The 18,137-nt window shown below is 39.9% G+C and carries 18 protein-coding genes; 8 read left to right on the plus strand and 10 right to left on the minus strand.

All coding sequences use genetic code 11. The features are described 5' to 3' along the window. The first annotated feature begins 28 nt into the window (after window positions 1–28). The 3 genes from QUE09_RS15230 (at window position 29) to QUE09_RS15240 (ending at window position 4,416) form a co-directional block, all read left to right on the plus strand. Window positions 29–2,884, plus strand: coding sequence for a valine--tRNA ligase (locus tag QUE09_RS15230; protein ID WP_286233709.1), 2,856 nt, complete (start codon window positions 29–31; stop codon window positions 2,882–2,884). Between the two features lie 333 nt (window positions 2,885–3,217). After that, complete coding sequence (locus QUE09_RS15235; protein ID WP_286233711.1) at window positions 3,218–3,427, plus strand: cold-shock protein; 210 nt, start codon at window positions 3,218–3,220, stop codon at window positions 3,425–3,427. Between the two features lie 335 nt (window positions 3,428–3,762). Next, on the plus strand, window positions 3,763–4,416 hold the full coding sequence (locus QUE09_RS15240; protein WP_286233712.1) for a hypothetical protein: 654 nt from the start codon (window positions 3,763–3,765) through the stop codon (window positions 4,414–4,416). Between the two features lie 84 nt (window positions 4,417–4,500). On the opposite strand, the gene hemH is transcribed toward QUE09_RS15240, so the two are convergent. From hemH to QUE09_RS15265, 5 genes are read right to left on the minus strand one after another with little or no spacing between them, the layout of a single operon-like run. After that, window positions 4,501–5,523, minus strand: coding sequence for a ferrochelatase (gene hemH, locus QUE09_RS15245; RefSeq protein WP_286233713.1), 1,023 nt, complete (start codon window positions 5,521–5,523; stop codon window positions 4,501–4,503). Between the two features lie 37 nt (window positions 5,524–5,560). After that, the gene (ccmI, locus tag QUE09_RS15250; RefSeq protein WP_286233714.1) at window positions 5,561–6,802 is read right to left on the minus strand and encodes a c-type cytochrome biogenesis protein CcmI; all 1,242 of its coding nucleotides are present in this window, start codon (window positions 6,800–6,802) and stop codon (window positions 5,561–5,563) included. A 4-nt stretch (window positions 6,803–6,806) separates the two neighbouring features. After that, window positions 6,807–7,277: a cytochrome c-type biogenesis protein gene (locus QUE09_RS15255; RefSeq protein ID WP_286233715.1), complete on the minus strand. Its 471-nt coding sequence runs from the start codon at window positions 7,275–7,277 to the stop codon at window positions 6,807–6,809. Next, window positions 7,274–7,822 (minus strand): DsbE family thiol:disulfide interchange protein, encoded by a 549-nt coding sequence (locus QUE09_RS15260; RefSeq protein ID WP_286233716.1) that lies wholly within the window; start codon window positions 7,820–7,822, stop codon window positions 7,274–7,276. Before QUE09_RS15260 ends, QUE09_RS15255 begins: the two co-directional genes overlap by 4 nt. Beyond that, a complete protein-coding gene (locus QUE09_RS15265) occupies window positions 7,822–9,810 on the minus strand; it encodes a heme lyase CcmF/NrfE family subunit (protein ID WP_286233717.1) in 1,989 nt (662 codons plus the stop codon). Before QUE09_RS15265 ends, QUE09_RS15260 begins: the two co-directional genes overlap by 1 nt. A gap of 284 nt (window positions 9,811–10,094) precedes the next feature. Between QUE09_RS15265 and ccmA the strand changes: the two genes are divergently transcribed. The 5 genes from ccmA to ccmE are packed head-to-tail and all read left to right on the plus strand — an operon-like array spanning window position 10,095 to window position 12,877. Beyond that, on the plus strand, window positions 10,095–10,736 hold the full coding sequence (gene ccmA / locus QUE09_RS15270) for a cytochrome c biogenesis heme-transporting ATPase CcmA (protein WP_286233718.1): 642 nt from the start codon (window positions 10,095–10,097) through the stop codon (window positions 10,734–10,736). 8 nt (window positions 10,737–10,744) lie between these two features. Next, entirely contained in the window at window positions 10,745–11,443 is a 699-nt protein-coding gene (gene ccmB, locus QUE09_RS15275; RefSeq protein ID WP_286233719.1) for a heme exporter protein CcmB, read from the plus strand. Further along, on the plus strand, window positions 11,444–12,187 hold the full coding sequence (locus tag QUE09_RS15280; RefSeq protein WP_286233720.1) for a heme ABC transporter permease: 744 nt from the start codon (window positions 11,444–11,446) through the stop codon (window positions 12,185–12,187). Between the two features lie 2 nt (window positions 12,188–12,189). Beyond that, window positions 12,190–12,402, plus strand: coding sequence for a heme exporter protein CcmD (gene ccmD / locus QUE09_RS15285; RefSeq protein ID WP_286233721.1), 213 nt, complete (start codon window positions 12,190–12,192; stop codon window positions 12,400–12,402). A 4-nt stretch (window positions 12,403–12,406) separates the two neighbouring features. Continuing rightward, the gene (gene ccmE / locus QUE09_RS15290) at window positions 12,407–12,877 is read left to right on the plus strand and encodes a cytochrome c maturation protein CcmE (RefSeq protein WP_286233722.1); all 471 of its coding nucleotides are present in this window, start codon (window positions 12,407–12,409) and stop codon (window positions 12,875–12,877) included. A 56-nt stretch (window positions 12,878–12,933) separates the two neighbouring features. On the opposite strand, the gene QUE09_RS15295 is transcribed toward ccmE, so the two are convergent. The 5 genes from QUE09_RS15295 to nagK all read right to left on the minus strand — a co-directional run bounded on the left by QUE09_RS15295 (window position 12,934) and on the right by nagK (window position 17,837). Next, complete coding sequence (locus QUE09_RS15295; RefSeq protein ID WP_286233723.1) at window positions 12,934–13,152, minus strand: TIGR02922 family protein; 219 nt, start codon at window positions 13,150–13,152, stop codon at window positions 12,934–12,936. 285 nt (window positions 13,153–13,437) lie between these two features. Next, a complete protein-coding gene (nagP, locus tag QUE09_RS15300; protein WP_434017219.1) occupies window positions 13,438–14,733 on the minus strand; it encodes an N-acetylglucosamine MFS transporter NagP in 1,296 nt (431 codons plus the stop codon). 44 nt (window positions 14,734–14,777) lie between these two features. Next, window positions 14,778–15,911 (minus strand): N-acetylglucosamine-6-phosphate deacetylase, encoded by a 1,134-nt coding sequence (gene nagA / locus QUE09_RS15305; RefSeq protein ID WP_286233726.1) that lies wholly within the window; start codon window positions 15,909–15,911, stop codon window positions 14,778–14,780. Further along, window positions 15,911–16,909, minus strand: coding sequence for a glucosamine-6-phosphate deaminase NagB-II (gene nagB-II, locus QUE09_RS15310; protein WP_286233727.1), 999 nt, complete (start codon window positions 16,907–16,909; stop codon window positions 15,911–15,913). The genes nagA and nagB-II overlap by 1 nt, the downstream gene beginning before the upstream one ends. 34 nt (window positions 16,910–16,943) lie before the next feature. Next, window positions 16,944–17,837, minus strand: a complete 894-nt coding sequence (gene nagK / locus QUE09_RS15315; protein WP_286233728.1) for an N-acetylglucosamine kinase — start codon at window positions 17,835–17,837, stop codon at window positions 16,944–16,946. Between the last annotated feature and the right edge of the window lie 300 nt (window positions 17,838–18,137).

Consider the following 18,137-nt stretch of genomic DNA (forward strand, 5'->3'; position numbering starts at 1 on the left):
ATTAAATTAACGCGTAAGTATTAATCCAATGGAAAAAACATTTAATCCCTCAGAAATCGAAAGCAAACTATACCAATCTTGGGAAGACCAAGGTTACTTCGCTCCCACAGACAGTGGTGAAGGCTATTGTATTGCTATTCCACCGCCAAACGTAACGGGCAGCCTTCATATGGGTCATGCTTTTCAGCAAACTATTATGGACACGCTAATACGTTACCAGCGCATGCAAGGTAAAAGCACATTATGGCAGTCGGGCACTGATCACGCAGGGATTGCGACGCAAATGGTTGTTGAGCGCAAGATTGCTACTGAAGAAAGTAAGAACCGCCATGACTATGGTCGTGATGCCTTTATCGACAAGATTTGGGAATGGAAAGCACAATCTGGCGGAACCATAGGGCAGCAAATGAAGCGCCTAGGTAATTCTATCGATTGGTCACGCGAACGTTTTACCATGGATGACGGTTTAAGTGATGCAGTGCAAGAAGTTTTTGTTCGTCTTTATGAAGACGGCTTAATTTATCGCGGTAAACGTTTAGTTAACTGGGATCCAAAATTACACACCGCCATTTCCGACCTTGAAGTTGAAAACAAAGATAAGAAAGGTCATATGTGGCATTTGCGTTACCCTCTAGCAAACGGGGCAAAAACAGCTGATGGTAAAACCTACTTAGTTGTTGCAACAACACGACCAGAAACAATGCTTGGTGATACTGGCGTTGCAGTAAACCCAGAAGATCCACGCTATAAAGCATTGATTGGTCAGCATGTTTTATTACCAATAGTAAATCGTTTAATTCCTATTGTAGCTGATGACCACGCCGACATGGAAAAAGGCACAGGCTGTGTAAAAATTACTCCTGCACATGACTTTAACGATAATGAAGTTGGAAAACGCTGCGGTTTATCAATGATCAACATCTTCAATAAAGATGCCGCCATTTTAGCGAAAGCAGAAGTGTATAACGCCAAAGGTGAGCCTAGCGAAGATTATGAATCAACGCTTCCTGCTGATTATGTCGGCTTAGATCGATTTGACGCGCGCAAAGCAATTATCGCTAAATTTGATGAATTAGGTTTACTTGATAGCGTTAAGGATCATGACCTTGTTGCACCTTATGGTGATCGTTCAGGCGTAATCATTGAGCCGCTATTAACAGATCAGTGGTATGTAAAAACCGAAAAGCTTGCACAACCAGCCATTGAAGCAGTTGAAAATGGCGACATTCAATTTGTGCCAAAACAATACGAAAACATGTATTTTGCATGGATGCGAGACATCCAAGATTGGTGTATCTCTCGTCAGCTTTGGTGGGGTCATCGAATTCCTGCTTGGTATGATAACAACGGTAATGTGTATGTTGGCCGCAGTGAACAAGAAGTCAGAGCAAACAATCAATTAGCAGACGATGTTATACTCAAGCAAGACGACGACGTATTAGATACTTGGTTCTCTTCTGCACTTTGGACATTCTCAACATTGGGGTGGCCAAACGACGAAGAAATGATGAAAAAGTTCCATTCAACTGACGTACTTGTCACCGGCTTTGACATTATTTTCTTCTGGGTAGCTAGAATGATCATGATGACAATGCATTTCATCAAAGATGAAAACGGTAAGCCACAAGTACCATTTAAACAAGTATATGTTACTGGACTAATTCGCGATGAGAATGGCGATAAAATGTCAAAATCTAAAGGTAATGTTATCGATCCTCTGGATATGATCGATGGTATTTCTTTAGATGATTTGCTAGCTAAGCGCACCGGAAACATGATGCAGCCACAACTTGCAGACAAAATTGGCAAAGCGACCAAACGCGCCTTCCCAGATGGTATTGAAGCGCACGGTACGGATGCGTTACGTTTTACCCTCGCAGCATTAGCGTCTACGGGGCGAGACATTAATTGGGACATGAAACGCTTAGATGGATACCGCAACTTCTGTAACAAGTTATGGAATGCAAGCCGTTATGTACTGATGAATACGGAAGAACATGACTGTGGTAAGTCTGGTGGCGACATTGAACTTTCTTTAGCTGATCGCTGGATACAAGCAGAATTGCAAAAAACAGTAAAAACGGTACATGAAGCCTTTGCTACATTCCGTTTTGATTTAGCATCGCAAGCGCTTTATGAATTTACTTGGAACCAATTTTGTGACTGGTATTTAGAGCTAACCAAGCCCGTCTTATTTAAAGGTAGTGACGCGCAACAACGTGGTACACGTAAAACACTTGTTGATACATTAGAAACGTTACTACGTTTAATGCACCCACTGATGCCGTTTATCACTGAAACGATTTGGCAACGTGTTGTACCACTTACCACTTTCAATGCTCAAGGCGATAGCATTATGACGCAAGCCTACCCACAATATAATGCATCACTTGTCGATCAAAAAACCATTGATGACTTAGAGTGGGTAAAACAATTTATTATTGCGATTCGTAATATTCGTGGTGAAATGGACATTGCACCAAGCAAACCGTTACCCGTATTTTTGAAAAATACCTCTGAACAAGATAAACGACGTGTCGCTGAAAATACAAACTTTATTAGTGCACTTGCTAAATTAGAAAGCATCGATCTACTAGCACAAAATGAAGAAGGTCCTGCATCAGCGACGGCAGTTATCGGCGAAATGTCTGTATTAATTCCAATGGCGGGATTAATCGATAAAGACGCTGAACTCGCGCGCTTAACAAAAGCGATTGAGAAATTAGAAAAAGACACGCAAAAGGTGAAAGGAAAGCTAAGTAACGAAAATTTTGTTGCAAAAGCGCCTGCTGCAGTCATTGATAAAGAGAAAGCTAAACTCGCTGAAGCCGAATCTTCACTTGCTAAACTTCATGAACAAAGACAGCAAATAGCAGCAATGTAACGCTCGTTTGACGAAGTTAGCTAATAAAAAGTTAAGCCTGCGATAAGCAGGCTTTTTTATGTAAAAAAAAGTTCAATTTTTCTTCACGTTTATTCAAGCTATTCATTTTTTTATGTGCTACTATTGTCTTGCGTTGAGTTTTTGCGTTTGAAGAGAGGAAATGAATAGCCTCATATTATGAGTTCTATTTAAACCTAAACGCACCTGTGTTATGGAAACCTTTCTCTGTCTGTACTTTTGGGTAGAGAGCATTTACTCCGTACATGGCTAAGTCTGCATGTATGTCTGAATAGCCTAAATTGTTAAACCTTATATATAGAGAGAAATGTTGGTATGTCTGACACAGTAACTGGCAAAGTAAAATTTTTTAATGAATCTAAAGGCTTCGGCTTTATCGAGCAAGAAGGCGGCCCTGACGTTTTCGTTCACTTCAGTGCAATCACTGGTGACGGCTTCCGTACTCTTACCGATGGTCAATCAGTATCTTTTACTGTTGAACAAGGTAAAAAAGGTCCTGAAGCGAAAAACGTTACAGCACTTTAATTAAAAAAGTTACTGCAAAAACGGAGCTTATAAGCTCCGTTTTTTTTACCCAAAATTTAGCAATCCCTGCTATTGATGATATAAACATTCTGTCATAACGCGCTACTCCACCCAAACGCTGCATTGCGCTTCTACTACCATTCAATTTTTATCCTTCGTTTTCATTTGATTTAACAAGACGAAAAAAGGTTGGAATTTCATTGTAAATACCTTGTATTAACTCCATGATCTTGTGAACACTGTAATCGCCTTTACACTCTATGGTGAAAATATACACATACCAATAGAAATATATTCATTCATTTGGATAAACACATGTAAAAGGAATTACAGTTATGAAACCACTTAGCTACGTGCTAGCGCTATTTTTTACTTTAATCTGTACACAATGTAACGCTACCTTATTACTCATTAACGAACTGCACTACGACAATACGGGTTCAGATAAGAACGAATTTGTTGAAGTAATTGCCGACGCAGGTACTGATTTATCACAATGGTCATTACTCTTTTATAATGGTAGTAATGGCCTCGTTTACAAATCAACAGCACTTCATGGCATAGTGCCAGATTCTCATCACGGCATTGGCTTTAGCTCATTTTCAGTTTCTGGCATTCAAAATGGTAGTCCCGATGGCATAGCCCTGGTCAACACAATCACGGATGCTGTTGATGATTTTATCAGTTATGAAGGAAGTTTTACTGCGCTAAACGGTACCGCGACTGGGTTCACCTCAACCGATATAGTGGTAAATCAGCCTCCGTCGGCTGAGCTAGGATTTTCATTGCAGAGAACGGACACATTAGCGAAAAATACATGGCATTTAGCGACACACACCCCTGGCATAATTAACCAGCAACAAACCTTAGTCGCATCGCCAGTTGCTGTTAATTTACCTAACTCAATGACACTCTTTTTATTGGGGTTACTGCTCATTGTAGTGCAAGTAAACGGTCATCACAGCCAAACCAAACCTAAGTTCGCTTAAGTACTTAACTACGTTTATAAGCATTGCAGTAGTTGACAGACGGCTATGGGGAGAGAGGCGTCTCTCATTGCAATGCTTTCCTTATTATCGCGGTAAATGCTGTTCAATAATTGATGAAATGAGCTGACAGTGATCGTCGTTGTCATTTAAAGCTGGTATGTAGTGATATTGCTCTCCACCAGCATTGATAAAAATCTCTCGATTTTCTTCTTCAAGCTCTTCTAACGTTTCTAAGCAGTCGGCACTAAATGCAGGGCTGATAATAGCGATATGCTTACACCCTTGTTGTGCTAGCTCTTCTAACGTTTCGTCAGTATAGGGTTTTAACCACTCTGCTTTACCGAATCTTGATTGAAAAGTGGTTAAATACTCATCGTCCTTTAACCCTAGTTCTTTAGCCACCCCACTGGTTGTTTGGTGACAAAAACAGAAATAAGGATCACCACTTTCAAGAAAGTGTTTTGGCATGCCATGGTATGAAAGTATTAATTTATCTGGCTTACCATGTGTATTGAAGTGATTTTGAATACTATTAGCTAGGGCTTTAATGTACAGCGGATGTTCATGATAGCCATTTATAAAGTGAATACTTGGGATCCAACGCCACTTTGCTATTTCTTGAGTAACGGCATCAAAAGTCGATGCCGTAGTCGGTCCACCATATTGAGGATACAAAGGCAGAATAATAAACTTATCTATGCCTTGCGCTTGAAATTTATTTAATGCTTGAGCAATAGAGGGATTGCCATAGCGCATAGCAACATCCATGACTACCTCACTTTGTTCATCAAGACGCATTATGTGTGCAACTTTGTTACGAATTTTATTCATAATGACAAGCAAAGGTGAACCGTCTTCAGTCCAAATAGATTGATAAAGCTTTGCTGACTTCTTTGGACGCACACGAAGAATTATGCCGTGAAGAATAAGCCACCAAATAAATTTAGGGATCTCAACTACGCGAGGATCTGATAAAAACTCTCGTAAATATCGCTTCAATGCTGGCGCAGTTGGTGCATCTGGAGTGCCTAGGTTTGTTAGTAATATTCCTACCTTGGCTTTTCGCTGATGTACTGATTTCGTTCTTCCTATGTACCTTGATTTCAAAATATCTCCTACCCCAAACGATTAATGCGCAAAACAGCTACTGTACTACGCTATTGATCTCTAACTGGATCACCTTGTCAGTTGTCAATGAAACATTCATAGCTTCAGCTTTAAAGTCGCCAGGTTTAATGCCAGCATTACCCGACTCAGAAATAATAGCGTACACATGCACCGATTCCACATCACTTAATTTGGCTTGCGGCGTCATTGCGTTTGCATCTGACAACGTTATTGTCGTAGGTAAATCACTAGCTTGCAGCTTTATTGCCGCTAGCGGCATTCTTGAACCATCAACAGGAATAGCATAGATAAAGACCACTTTATCTTCACTTTGCGCTAGCTTCTCACGTATATTTTCACTTAAAGAAACCGCTAGTGTTAATGCCTGAGTGCCAGTCATGCTTGGTTGTTCGCCTGTTAACGCTAACCTATTTTTTGCTTCATTAAGAGCTTCTGTTAGTGCCTGCACATTCACACTGGGTCGATTATCAGTAATAACAAGCTGCCAATGTTCAACCGCTGATTGGTAATCTTGCGAGATAAAGGCATGCATTCCCAATAAAATATTGGTTGAAGGATCCCTCGCATCAAGTGCCAATGCTTTATCAATATAGCTTTGTACTTCAGTTGTGATTTTTTGCTTATTTTGATAGTAGCTTGCTTGCGCCTTAGCGCCAAATAAATCGGCTTGCTCGCCATCAATATCAATAACACGGTCAAAGGCAACTAACGCGCCAGCAAAATCTCCAGCGCCAATAAGCGCCTGTCCAAGTCCATACCAAGCGTCACTGTTATTGGGTTCAAGCTCGGTCTGTTTCTTTAATTGTTGAATTTGCATCAACGCTTGTTGCTCTGCATTAACAGATTGCTGGCTTTGCTCTTGTCTTGGCATTGTGGTTAGTTTTTCAAACGCACCTGTTTGTTGATAAAGCAAAGCACTAAAAATAATGATAAATAAAGAAAGCGCAATTGGCCAAATAATTGAAATTGGCTGAGCTACTTCCGTTTGCACTTGCTCGCTTGCATTTTCTTCGATGTCTTGTAGCAAACTTTGGTCTAATTCCGACAACAAATAATCGTAACTTTCTTGATCGAGTTTTCCTTGCGAAAAATCACGCTCTATTTCTGCCTTATGTTCTTTATATAACCGAATATTTGTTTCGTCTCGAAAGCTATTATCTACGTTATTACGATATTTGCGTTGGTTTATAAAATGTCCCCATACGATCATCAATAACAACAATATGAAGGCAATCAGGGTAAAAAGTAGTGCTACCATAAATTTACTTATCTTTTAAAATTTGATCTAATTTAGATTTTTGTTGAGTAGACAATTTAGCCGAACGGTCAATAGTCGGTTTATTACGGACGATTAAAATCATCACAATAATACCAATCACTAATAACACTAGCGGTCCAAACCAAAGAACATAGGTTAATGACGATACTTTAGGCCGATAAAGTACAAATTCGCCATAACGATCGACCATAAAATCAACAATTTCTTTATCTGCCTTTCCTTCTTGCAAAAGTTGATAAACTTCTCGTCTTAAGTCTTTTGCAATAGGTGCATTCGAGTCAGCTAAATTTTGATTCTGGCATTTGGGGCAACGAAGTTCTTTAACTAACGCTTTATATCGCGTTTCTGTAACAGGGTCATCAAAAACATAGGTATCTGCTGATTGCGCTGCTTGTGATAAAACGATTAACGTTACACCAATTGTTAATGCTAGCAAGGAAGATAATATTTTCATCGTGCAACGCCTTGTTCTTTCTCAAGTAATTCAATCATTGGTAGAAACCTTTCTTGCCAAACTTTACTATCAATTGGGCCAACATGCTTCATGCGCACAATACCTTTTGCATCGATAACAAATGTTTCTGGCGCCGCTGTAACACCAAGCTCAATCCCAAGTTTACCCAATGGGTCAAATATCGAAAATACATAGGGATCTTCGTAATCTTTCAACCATTGCTTGGCATCTTCTCTCACGTCTTTGTAATTTAAACCATATAATGAAACACGATCACTTTTTGCAATATCAACAAGGTATGGGTGTTCATATTTACAATAAACACACCAGGTTCCCCAAACATTAAGCAGTACAATATCACCCTTTAAGTCTGCTGCAGTTAACGTTACTTCAGGTTTTAAGAGCTGTGTTAACGCAAAATCTGGTATTGGCTTATTAACAAGTGCAGAAGGTACCGCCTGTGGATTTAATGATAGGCCTCGATATAACACAACACCAAGTGCCACAAACAAAACTAACGGAATAAAACGAATCATCTTATTCATTATTTTACCCCTTCAGCGACGAGTTTAGACTTAGCATTATCACGCGCAGATTGCTTTACTTTCTTTCTACGATACCGTTTATCAAGCATGGCTAAAAAGCCACCCAAGCCCATAAATATCGCCCCTAACCAAATCCAGCGAACAAAGGGTTTGTAATGCACTCTGATAGCCCATGCTCCGTCAGGCAGTGGATCACCTAAAGCAACATATACGTCGCGAAATAATCCAGGATCAATGCCTGCTTCGGTCATTCCCATCGTTTGAACGAGGTAGGTTCGTCGCTCTGGTTTTAACAATGCTACAAAATCATTGTTGTGGCTTACTTCAAGCTGACCTTGCTCTGCCGTATAATTAGGTCCTTTAACGGGTAATACGCCTTTAAAAGTCACCTCGTAGCCAGACACATTAACTGACTCACCTACTTGCATTTTAACGCTTATTTCTTTTTCGTAGATAGATACCAATGTGACCCCAACAATAGTCACCGCGATGCCCATATGCGCTATTGTCATTCCCCATTGGCTTAACGTGATGCGTGAAAATTGATATCCCGATTTTCCCTGTTTCGCTTGATTACGTAGATCTTTAATCACCACTAGAGAAACCCAAAACGCAAGCGTCATACCAAAGCTAGCCAGCAGATTTAATTCGCCAGCATAGGCTAACGGAAATAATGCACCTAAAACGATACTGATAACTGAAGGTTTAGTAATTTGTTTACGCAATTCACCTTTCTTAGCTTTTTTCCAACGAATAAGCGGCCCTATTCCCATGATCAAAAATAAGCAACTCATGATAGGAACAAATACCGCATTAAAATAAGGCGGTCCTACGGATATTTTGCCAAGACCAGCTGCATCAATAATTAAAGGGTAAAGCGTACCGAGTAGCACAGTCACTGAAGCAACGACAAGAATAATATTACAAAGTAATAACGCTGTTTCACGAGAATAAAAAGAAAATCGGCTGAAACTTGATACATTTGATGCTCTAAAAGCGAAGAGTGTGAGTGAACCACCGACAGCTATCGCTAATAATAGTAAAATAAACATTCCTCGCGTTGGATCTGCGGCAAAAGAATGTACTGATGTTATCACACCGGAACGTACTAAAAATGTACCGAGAAGACTTAAACTAAACGCGAATATCGCAAGTAATACTGTCCAGTTTCTGAATGCGCCGCGCTTTTCAGTTACCGCTAAGGAATGCAATAACGCCGTACCAACGAGCCAAGGCATAAATGAGGCATTTTCAACGGGATCCCAAAACCACCAGCCACCCCAACCAAGTTCGTAGTATGCCCACCAACTACCTAAAGCAATGCCTAATGTTAAAAAGATCCAAGCAGCTACAACCCATGGACGAGCCCATCTTGCCCAGGCGGCATCGAGTTTACCGCACATAAGAGCAGAGACGGCAAAAGCAAATGCAACGGCAAATCCAACATAGCCGAGATAAAGCATCGGTGGATGTATTATTAAGCCAACATCTTGTAATAACGGATTAAGATCTCGCCCTTCGGTTGGCACAACAGGCCATAAACGGTCAAATGGATTAGATGTTAACAAGGTAAACAACATAAATCCTACTGAAACCATGCCAAGAATAGCTAATACACGAGCAACAAATGCTTCATCAATGCCTTTGCTAAACTTTGCGACTGCCATGGTCCAAGCAGTTAACGAGAAAACCCACAGCAATAAAGAGCCTTCATGACCGCCCCAAACAGCACTAATTTTAAAATAATACGGCAATAAAGAGTTTGAATGGCCGGCAATATATTTAACGGAGAAGTCGTCAATGACGAAAAGATAAGCTAAGATGACAATACTAAGTCCAGTGAAGGCAAACATGCCCAAAGTGAGAGGTTTAGCATAGCCAATAAGAATTGGTTGTCGTAAAAATACACCAACCAGCGGTACAACACTTAAACAGATGGCGAATGCCAATCCTAATATTAAGGCAAAATGCCCCAACTCAGGGATCATATTACTTCTCCGATAGCGCTTTAAGAATAGCTGACTTACGTACATTCACGCTTCACACACTATATGGCGAATTACGAACTAACGTCTGTCAAAAAATTGCAGCAATTCTACCACCGATTGTAATTAAAAAGCAGTAATCTTGCGTTAAGTCGCATATATTTTGCGAATGAAAGCAATGGTATAATAAATTAATTACTTGGTGTAGGATCTAGATCAAATCAACGTATGCCGTACTAGCTACACTTGCGTTAACTTAATTTACAACGATATAAACGAAACAATTCATGAGTCATAGTGACGTTCCCCTCATAGAAACACGCAACTTAACTTGTATTCGAGAAGATAGAGTGCTTTTCGAATCGCTAGATTTTGCTGTTAATCGTGGCGACATCGTGCAGGTAGAGGGCCCTAATGGCGCCGGAAAAACCAGCTTATTACGAATTATAGCCGGACTTTCTCAACCGTATGATGGTGACGTATATTTCAATGGTCTCACGATAAATGATTGTAGAGAAGCTTATCACGAAAATATGCTTTATTTAGGGCACAGTGTCGGTATTAAAGGTGAACTAACGGCACAAGAAAACTTGGCGTTTAATCTCGCTTTAAGTGGCTTATCAGCAGAGAGTGCTGAAGAAACACTTGCTGAAGTCGCACTCATCGGCTTTGAAGACGCGTTAGCCTCACATTTAAGCGCTGGTCAACATAGGCGTATCGCTTTAGCTAAACTTTGGCAGAGTACTGCAAAAATCTGGATTTTAGACGAACCTTTTACTGCGATTGATAAAAAAGGAGTCTTAACTTTAGAACAACGTATGCAGGTACATGCTGAAAAAGGTGGTGCAGTTATCTTGACAACCCATCAAGATTTACAAATGTCTTCCGATAAATATAAAAAATTAACGCTTGAATATAGGTTCTTCTAGGATAAGTTATGAGTAAAAACGATACTACAAACCTATCTTATCGCCAGATTTTCTACCTTGTTTTTAAACGCGATATTACCATTGCATTTCGCCACAAGGATGACGTTGCAAATCCGCTGTTGTTTTTTATTCTTGTTGTCACACTTTTTCCTCTCGGTATTGGTCCTGAACCTAATATGCTTGCTAGAATAGCCCCCGGCGTTATATGGGTTGCAGCGTTACTTGCAACCTTATTATCACTTGATCGCTTATTTAAAAGTGATCATGCCGATGGTGCCTTAGAGCAAATGTTGCTTAGCCCCAGCCCAACTTTTATTATTGTTTTAGCAAAAATATGCGCGCATTGGGTTATTAGCGGTTTACCTTTGATCATCATTTCTCCTTTACTAGCGTTACTTCTGTATTTACCGGAGAACGCCTATGGCGCGCTAATACTAACGTTATTGATAGGTACGCCGGTATTAAGTTTTATTGGTGCCATTGGCGTGGCATTAACAGTAGGCATTAAAAAAGGTGGCGTATTATTGAGCCTGTTGATACTGCCTTTATATATCCCTTTATTAATTTTTGCGACAAGCGCGATAGATACTGCGGCAATGAACTTACCCTATAGCGGTCAACTTGCTATAATTGGCGCACTTTTTATTGGCTCTATTACGCTTTCACCCTTTGCGGTGAGCGCAGCACTTAAAGTGAGTACTAACTAAATGTGGAAGTGGTTACATCCTTACGCAAATCCAGAGAAAACTTTTCAGTTAACTGAAAAAATTGCCCCTTGGTTTGGCTATTTAGCAATAATATTGTTATCCGTTGGCTTAGTATGGGCGCTATTATTTGTGCCTCCTGATTACCAACAAGGCAATAGTTTTCGCATCTTTTACATTCACGTGCCGTCCGCTATTTTGTCATTGAGTGTATACGTCGCGATGGCAGCAATTGCTTTTTGCGGCCTTGTGTGGCAACTCAAATTAGCGCATGCATCAGTCGCCGCTATTGCTCCAGTAGGCGCAGTATTAACAGCCGTAGCTCTATTTACAGGTGCTGCATGGGGCAAACCAACTTGGGGAACTTGGTGGGTATGGGATGCCCGATTAACATCACAACTAATACAGTTATTTCTATATCTAGGAGTGATCGCATTACATAATGCTTTTGAAGATAAAGCACAGGGTGGCAAAGCTGCAGGCATTTTGGCAATGGTTGGTGTAGTTAATGTGCCTATTATTAAATATTCCGTCGAATGGTGGAATACGCTCCATCAAGGACAAACAGTTACACAAATAGGTAAACCTGCAATGACTATGGATATGTACTTACCCTTCGTTGTCTGTTTGTTTGGTGTTGTATGCTTGATCACATGGTTAATCTGTATTCGATTTAAAACAGAATTACTTGCGCGAAATATTACACGCCCTTGGGTAAAGCAATTAGTTAACAACTCTGGAGTTTAGACATGCAATTTACAAGTTTTGCAGAATTTATTGCGATGGATGGCCACGGGTTTTATGTTTGGCTTTCATACGGATTTAGCGTCGTTATTTTTGCCCTGATTATTGTGTTTTCTATTTCTCGACATAAAACCACTATTAAACAAATTAAAAATCGCTACAAACGCGAAGAACGACTAAAGCAAGCAGCACTTGCACAAGAGCAAGACAAGAGGTAGCTCAATGAACCCAAGACGTAAAAAACGATTAACTATTGTCACTTCAATACTGCTAGGGATTGGCTTGATCACATCATTAGTATTGTATGCACTTAGCCAAAATATAGATTTATTTTATACGCCACATGAAATTGTGCATGGTAAAGATGACACTGGCGTAAAGCCTGTAATTGGCCAGCGTATTCGTGTAGGTGGATTAGTGGTTGTTGGCTCAGTTTCACGAAACCAGGATAGTTTAAAAGTACAATTTGATTTAACCAATAAAGGTGAAGTGATCACGGTAAAGTACGATGGTATCTTGCCAGATCTTTTTCGTGAGGGACAAGGGATTATTGCTAATGGTGTGTTAGTAGAACATAAACTGCTAGACGCAACTGAAGTGTTAGCAAAGCACGATGAAAATTATATGCCGAAAGAGATAGCAGATTCACTTGGTGAAGGGCACAAGCCGCCTGAGTATTCAAATAAAAACTAATAATCAAGACCTTCTATGAATAAGGATATGTAGAGGGTCTTTGCTTGTTGTACTATCTAAGCAACATCTTCATTAGGCAATATGCGATCGCCAATCTTATTTAAAATATCAACTTCACCACGACAGACTGCAACAACAGACTTACCTTTTTTAAATTCATCAGGCAGAATAATTCTACCTGTACTGCTAGTTTCAAAATGTCCAATATGATGAAAAAGTTCGATTGATTTATCACAATAATAAATAATTGTGACTAGCTCTGTCTGCGTACTCATTACACCCTTCTTATTATAATAGTGACAACTAACAAGTATGTTTCATTAAATACTACGTTGTGCTGGATAATAATTACTGCTTAATTCAGCAACAAATTTTCAACATCATACGAAATATAATTTATAAGATCATTAAAAACATTATGTTTTTTTAAATATTACTGTAAAAATTTTGTAAAAAAAACCCTGAGCCGAAACCCAGGGCGATCACATAAGATCTTTTTAACGCACCCTCAACTAGTGAGATGGTATGCCTTTTCAGGCAAATATTTTCTTACACAAAGGCTATGCTTTTTTGCGCATTTTGTGGCCTTTTACTGCATAAAATAAGATATATAAATAACAAGGTAGCATCACAATATAACCACCTTGTTGGCCAAATGAAGTGCCTGTTGCAATCCCCCAAAATAAAGGTCCAAACGCACCACCAGCAATTCCCATTACCAATAAAGCAGATCCTGTACTGGTCAGTTTACCTAATCCTGATAAAGCCAGTGGGAATATTGCCGGCCAACAAATAGCGTTAGCAAGCCCCAAAAAGGCAATCAACAGCAATGGGTCAGGTAACATTGCACCGCCCAAAGGTACAAGTAACGCATTCGCTATTACATAAGACTGGTCGCTTGTTAAAAGTATACCTAAGGATAAAATAACACCTACAATAGCGGATACTGCTAATGCCTTAGCCTGTGAGATAAAACGTGGTATTAAAACAATCCCAAGAATATAGCCTGCAACCATGCATATCATGGTATAAGAGGTCATGACACTATAGTTCTCTACCCCTAATGACAAGGCGTATGTACCAATTGTGTCACCGGCAATAACTTCCACAGCTACGTAAACAAAGATAGCTAAAACACCAAAGCGTAAGTTAGGGTGTGACAACGCTTCTTTAACTTGGCCTTTATCGCTTTCTTCTTCTTCGCTCTCTAATTCAGGCAATGGTGATTTCTTGACAGCAAAAGCGAGTAAACCAATAAACAACGCCATGCCTAAATAAGGCAGAACAAGACCGTCAGCCATTAAATCGATATCTTCTTGTGATAAATCTTTACCCACAAGCTCTGTAAAATTACTCAAAATAAGTGCGGTAAATACCATAGGTGCTACAACACCTGCCCCTTTATTTAAAATACCCATAATACTGATGCGCGCTGCAGCAGATTCTTCCGGGCCAAGACGCACTACATAAGGGTTTACAGCAGTCTGTAATAACGTTTGACCAACCCCCATAATTAGTTGCGCAAATAAGAATAAAGCAAACACTTGTGTTTTAGCTGCTGGTATAAACAATAAGCCTGCGACCATCATTGTCGCCATGCCTAATGCCATACCATTTTTATAACCTACTTTTCGAATAACTGCCGCCGATGGAATTGCAGTAAAGGTAACAGCAATGTAAAAAGAGAAAAGAATTAACGAGGCCTGTACAGGTGTTAAGTCTAATATCTGCTTCAAATACGGCATTAACGAACCATTAAGCCACGTCGCAAACCCCAATATAAAAAAGAGGGTTGCAACGATAGCCATAGGCACCGCGCTACTCTGTTTTTTCTCAGTTGACACTGTCATTTCCATAATTTCCTCAAATTCTTAATTTTATAATTATTCTTCGTATAGATTTATGTCATATAAACTGGCTTACCAGCGATCCATGTTGATAATACATCATGTGCTTGATCTAACACTACAAAATCAGCAGCTTGACCGACTTTTAATTCACCCCGCAAACCTGTTTGGTTGATATAATTTGCTGGGTACTTACTTGCCATTCTAACAGCTTCTTCAAAACTTATATCTAAACCTTGATGGCTATTATTTACTGCGGTAATCATTTCTAACGCAGCTCCTGCAAGTTCACCCGTTGTCGACGTTAATCGACCGTCACGTAAGTAAACCGTGCGATCAAAGAATGAAAACTCTGTTTGATCTGTTCCAATAGTAGACATAGCGTCCGTGACTAAAAACATTTTACCTTTCGGCTTCGCCTTCAAAGCTAATTTAGCGCTAGTATAATCAACATGATGACCGTCAATGATAATACCGCAACTTGTTTTATCATTCAGTAACGCACAGCCAGTCACGCCTGGTTCTCTGCCCTGTAACGGCGACATCGCATTATATAAATGTGTAAATCCATCGGCACCAGCATCAACAGCTGCTTGAGCTGTCTGATAATTCGCATTGGTATGCCCTAAACATACCTTAATCCCTAACGATACCATTCGAGTAATATCTTCAGGTGCTACAGTTTCTGGTGCTAAGGTGACTAATATCTGACCAATATCCTTACGTTCAAGTACAGCCCATTCTTCGTCACTTATCGGGCGAATATATTCTTCAGCATGTGTACCTTTTTTAGCCACCGACAAGTGCGGGCCTTCAAAGTGAACACCTAAGATACCTGGTACTTTTTGTGCAATTGCTTCAGACATAGCGTCAGCGGCTCGTTGCATTACCTCAACTTTATCTGTGATCAGTGTTGGTAACATACCCGTAGTACCAAATTTAGCATGTGCGGTGATGATGGTTTTTAATTTATCTAATGAGGGAGAATCATTAAATAAAACACCACCACCACCATTGACTTGTAAATCAATAAAACCAGGAACAACTAAGCCTTCAGCAACCGCATCAACATTTGATATATCGGTATCAATCGCTGTAATCTTTCCATCAACAATAGTGAGAACTTGATTGTCTAACGTTTGTTGACCATCAAAAAGTTGCTGTGCATGCAGGCGTATACTAGTCATTATAGTGTCTTGGTTACCTTTTTAAGGCCTTTAGGCTCGTCTGGGTTAAAACCACGTGTCACAGCAACTTCTGCAACATCTAAATAAAAACGTTGAAGTACTACAAGTGGTGCTAAACGAGGGTGAACATTGTTATCGGTTTGACGAATATGCACTAAATCAGCACCACGCTGACCTACTTCATCAATTTGCTCTTGGTGAGATTTGGCACTTTCATCGTTAACAGCCGCATTTAAAATTGCCAAGCCTTGTTCAACTAACGTTACTGGACCATGTAAAAATTCTGCTGAACTGAATGATTCTGCATGAATAGACGCAACTTCTTTAAGCTTCAACGCCATTTCTTTGGTAATCGCGTAGCCTAAACCACGACCTAAAACAACTAAGTTCTTAACGCCTTCTATCGATTTCGACGTTAATTGTTGCTCTGAATCAATTATGGTTTGTAACGCTGCTGGTAATGTATCTAAGGCTTCAATTAACGCTTGGTTTTCTGTCCAGTACGCCGTTAATTGCAATAGCGCTGACAGTGTTGCCAAATAACTTTTCGTTGCGGCAACCGAGATCTCTGCGCCTGCCTTAAGTGGTAAAAACTCATCAACAATATCTTTTAATGGTGATGTTTCATCATTGACTAAAGCAACAACGAATGCACCGCCTTTCTTCGCCATTTCTGCTTGAGCAATAATGTCGGGGCTACGACCTGATTGAGAAATAACGATTGCAACTGCTTGATCAAGTTTTAATTGCTTACCATATACGCTTGATACTGAAGGCGCTGCGGCAAATGTCGGGATTCCGGCTTCAATTTCAATTAAGTACTTACCAAATACACCAGCATGATCTGATGAACCTCGGCCAATGATCATTACCATTTTTGGATTAAGTTGACGCAACTTTGCACCAATCGAATTTACTAGCTCTTGGTTTGCCGTCAGTTGTGCTGCTATTACTGAAGGAGCTTGTTTAGCTTCTTGCTCCATAATCGTTTGTGTCATGTGTAAACCTTATATCTTGTAAATACTGTTCAAATTAAAGCAACGCGAGCTGTTGCCTTGCAAAAATTACTGAACCCATTTCCGGTGCGCATAGCGGCTCAGCAAGCGAGTCTTTAACATCTTTAGCCAACCATGGCTTAATGCGTGGCGTTAATCCACCAATGAGTGATATGCGAGGAGGATTTTGTTTAGCAAGCTGCCTTGCAACGCCGCTAATATAACCGGCGCCTTCTTTAACAATTGCGATTGCTTCAGCATCGCCTTCTTCTGCGGCATCAAAAACAAGGTTTGCCATTTTCGCGTAAAACGCAGCAGGTTTACCCGCAATCACTTCTACCATTTCCAAACCATTATCAATACCAAGCAACGTCAATAATTTTTCATTAATTGAAGAAGGTTCCTTTAAGCCATCTAATGACATTAATACATAATTTGCTGCTTGAAAGCCAAACCATGCACCGCTCCCTTTATCCCCATGAGGAAAGCCATGGCCACCAATTGTATAGGGATGTCCATCGACATAAGAAAAGCCACAAGAACCCGTTCCTGTGATCATAACGGCTCCGTCACTACCATTGTGCGCGGCTAAACAAGCTATCAATAAATCAGTTGCTAAAAACATCTGACCAAAAGGATGTGCCCAATTAGACATTTGCTCGAATAACGCAGGTAAATTTACACCTGCCAATCCAACACCAGCGGTTAAATCCTTTAATTGAAGATCTAATCCAGAGTTTTCCAATGCGCGCTGAGCGGATTCAGTAATAGAATTTACTGCTTGCTCAAAACCATGCAGAGGATTTGCTGGGCCTGAAATGCCTTCTCCAAGTACGTTATTATCTGCATCAACAATAATGGCTTTACATTTACTACCACCACCGTCAATGCCTAATAAGTATGTGTTATTAATGTCACTGCTGCTAGGCATTTTGACCTCATGCTTACTACACTTGTACCGATCTACATCAATACAAATTAAAAACTTAATTATTTAGATGATTTCATCTTAACCAGAAATGACAGCGTTGTCATTTATTTTTTATAAAAAATATACGTTTTTATCTATAAAATATGAATAAGTATACAATACATTGATTACAAAGCAGTTTTAAAATTACACTCAAGTAACAATCTTAAAACCTTAAACTAACACTAACCACATTGCATACAAAAGTGGTTAATTGAGACCAAATAGAAATAGCCTCAACTAACCAAGTACGCTACTTTC

The sequence above is a fragment of the Thalassotalea sediminis genome, assembly GCF_030295915.1.
In the GTDB taxonomy this organism is placed as follows: Bacteria; Pseudomonadota; Gammaproteobacteria; order Enterobacterales; family Alteromonadaceae; genus Thalassotalea_C; species Thalassotalea_C sediminis.

Coding starts and splice junctions, on each gene's coding strand:
- QUE09_RS15230 (WP_286233709.1), top strand. CDS start 29: ATGGAAAAAACATTTAATCCCTCAGAAATCGAAAGCAAACTATACCAA.
- QUE09_RS15235 (WP_286233711.1), top strand. CDS start 3,218: ATGTCTGACACAGTAACTGGCAAAGTAAAATTTTTTAATGAATCTAAA.
- QUE09_RS15240 (WP_286233712.1), top strand. CDS start 3,763: ATGAAACCACTTAGCTACGTGCTAGCGCTATTTTTTACTTTAATCTGT.
- ccmI (WP_286233714.1), bottom strand. CDS start 6,802: ATGGTAGCACTACTTTTTACCCTGATTGCCTTCATATTGTTGTTATTG.
- QUE09_RS15255 (WP_286233715.1), bottom strand. CDS start 7,277: ATGAAAATATTATCTTCCTTGCTAGCATTAACAATTGGTGTAACGTTA.
- QUE09_RS15260 (WP_286233716.1), bottom strand. CDS start 7,822: ATGAATAAGATGATTCGTTTTATTCCGTTAGTTTTGTTTGTGGCACTT.
- QUE09_RS15265 (WP_286233717.1), bottom strand. CDS start 9,810: ATGATCCCTGAGTTGGGGCATTTTGCCTTAATATTAGGATTGGCATTC.
- ccmA (WP_286233718.1), top strand. CDS start 10,095: ATGAGTCATAGTGACGTTCCCCTCATAGAAACACGCAACTTAACTTGT.
- ccmB (WP_286233719.1), top strand. CDS start 10,745: ATGAGTAAAAACGATACTACAAACCTATCTTATCGCCAGATTTTCTAC.
- QUE09_RS15280 (WP_286233720.1), top strand. CDS start 11,444: ATGTGGAAGTGGTTACATCCTTACGCAAATCCAGAGAAAACTTTTCAG.
- ccmD (WP_286233721.1), top strand. CDS start 12,190: ATGCAATTTACAAGTTTTGCAGAATTTATTGCGATGGATGGCCACGGG.
- ccmE (WP_286233722.1), top strand. CDS start 12,407: ATGAACCCAAGACGTAAAAAACGATTAACTATTGTCACTTCAATACTG.
- QUE09_RS15295 (WP_286233723.1), bottom strand. CDS start 13,152: ATGAGTACGCAGACAGAGCTAGTCACAATTATTTATTATTGTGATAAA.
- nagP (WP_434017219.1), bottom strand. CDS start 14,733: ATGGAAATGACAGTGTCAACTGAGAAAAAACAGAGTAGCGCGGTGCCT.
- nagA (WP_286233726.1), bottom strand. CDS start 15,911: ATGACTAGTATACGCCTGCATGCACAGCAACTTTTTGATGGTCAACAA.
- nagB-II (WP_286233727.1), bottom strand. CDS start 16,909: ATGACACAAACGATTATGGAGCAAGAAGCTAAACAAGCTCCTTCAGTA.
- nagK (WP_286233728.1), bottom strand. CDS start 17,837: ATGCCTAGCAGCAGTGACATTAATAACACATACTTATTAGGCATTGAC.